Origin of the sequence: uncultured Jannaschia sp., assembly GCF_947494025.1 — a bacterium.
Classification (GTDB): Bacteria; Pseudomonadota; Alphaproteobacteria; order Rhodobacterales; family Rhodobacteraceae; genus Jannaschia.
In genome coordinates, this window is sequence record NZ_CANLTQ010000135.1 from 1 (window position 1) to 550 (window position 550).

General features: G+C 60.9%; 1 protein-coding gene. It reads right to left on the bottom strand.

Annotation, left to right across the window (positions count from 1 at the left end):
* Nucleotides 1-158: 158 nt before the first annotated feature.
* Nucleotides 159-550: integrase core domain-containing protein (locus Q1B08_RS21660; protein WP_299823506.1), on the bottom strand; the 392-nt coding region annotated here is incomplete at its 5' end.

A 550-nucleotide genomic window follows, 5' to 3' on the forward strand; every position in this document is an offset into this window, starting at 1 on the left:
CATCCGAACAGCATGACCCACCCGTGGCGTCATCAAGGCCACATCCCGAGGCCTGACACACGTCCGATCGAAGACCCCGCCGACGAACCGAAGATCATGCTTGCCAAACAGGGGGCATCCACACACGCACCGGGTTTGCGGAGGCTGATTGTCGTTAGTTACGCGGCGATGCTTTCAGTTTCTAGAGCAGCGTAGAAGTTGGTCTCGGCTTCAGCGGGCGGGATGTGTCCGATGGGCTCGAGCAGGCGGCTGTTGTTGAACCAGTCCACCCATTCCAAGGTCGCGTATTCGACGGCCTCGAAGCTGCGCCACGGGCTGCGGCGATGGATGACCTCGGCCTTGAACAGGCCGTTGATCGTCTCGGCCAAGGCGTTGTCATAGCTGTCACCGACGCTGCCCACCGAGGGCTCGATCCCGGCCTCGGCAAGGCGCTCGGTGTATTTGATGGACAGATACTGACTGCCGCGGTCGCTATGGTGAACCAGTCCCATGCCCTTTCCGGGGCGGCGATCATGCACTGCTTGTTCCAAAGCATCGAGAACGAAGCCTG